This window comes from Pseudomonas guariconensis (genome assembly GCF_015680235.1).
GTDB classification, from domain to species: Bacteria; Pseudomonadota; Gammaproteobacteria; order Pseudomonadales; family Pseudomonadaceae; genus Aquipseudomonas; species Aquipseudomonas guariconensis_A.
On the sequence record NZ_JADLJL010000073.1, the window covers coordinates 1 to 850 of the forward strand.

Below are 850 nucleotides of genomic sequence, written 5' to 3' on the forward strand. Positions count from 1 at the left end.
CGCCGAGTTGATCTATCAGGGCCTGCCAATGCTGGAGTTCGCTTCGATAGGCGGAGTCGAAGGCCGCCCGGGCGGGCTCGTCGTAACGTTCCTCCAGGCGCTTGCGTGCTTGTTCCTGCTTGGTCGCGATGCGGCGTTGGGTTTGGGCCGCGATGTCCACGGGCGGCAGGTACGCCTTCTGGCCAATCGGGCTGTTGTTCCAGCGCTCGGTGTGTTGGGCCTCTTTCTCGACTTCTTCGGTGGCCTGTTCGGCTGCCCAGCTGTCGTGCAGCTGGCGAATGCCGAGCAAAGCCTGCGAGGTGAAGTGTTCGAAGCGCCGCTGCGGCTCGGCGCGCCATTCCTGCATGGCCTGGAACTGGGCCAGGCGCTGGGCGTTGGATTCCTGGACCAGGCCGACCGGGTCGGGCAGCGTCAGTGCCAGGACGCCGTTGGGCAACTGCTCTTTCTGAATGATGGAGCGCACGTGCGCGCGGGTGGCGACCAGGCGGTCCAGGCGCGGATAGTAGCCATGGGTGCTGCGAAAGCGGCCGGGGTAGTACTCGGCATATTCCAGCACCTGGTCGAGCCCGAGGTCGTCTCCGGTCATGGCGATGCCGACGCTGGCGGGGTCTTCGCGAGCGGCCTGCAGGTCCAGCTGCACGAAGCGCCCGGCCAGCTCGGCCGCGTTGGTCGCGATGCCCTGGCGATAGCGGTTCAGCACCTCGCGAGGCCAGGGATCGTTGGCGAAGGCGAGCCAGGCGGTCGAATACAGGAGCGTGTTGATGTTGATGAAGGAGGCGATCACGTCGTGATCCTGGGTACGGCAAGCCTTGGCCAGGGGCTTGCCCGCCTCGCGTGGCGGCTGGAAGAC

The 850-nt window shown here is 66.4% G+C and carries 1 protein-coding gene; it reads right to left on the reverse strand.

Features of this window, described 5'->3' with window-relative positions; all coding sequences use genetic code 11:
* Nucleotides 1-850: T6SS effector BTH_I2691 family protein (locus tag IRZ56_RS22895; protein ID WP_328312112.1), on the reverse strand; the 850-nt coding region annotated here is incomplete at both ends.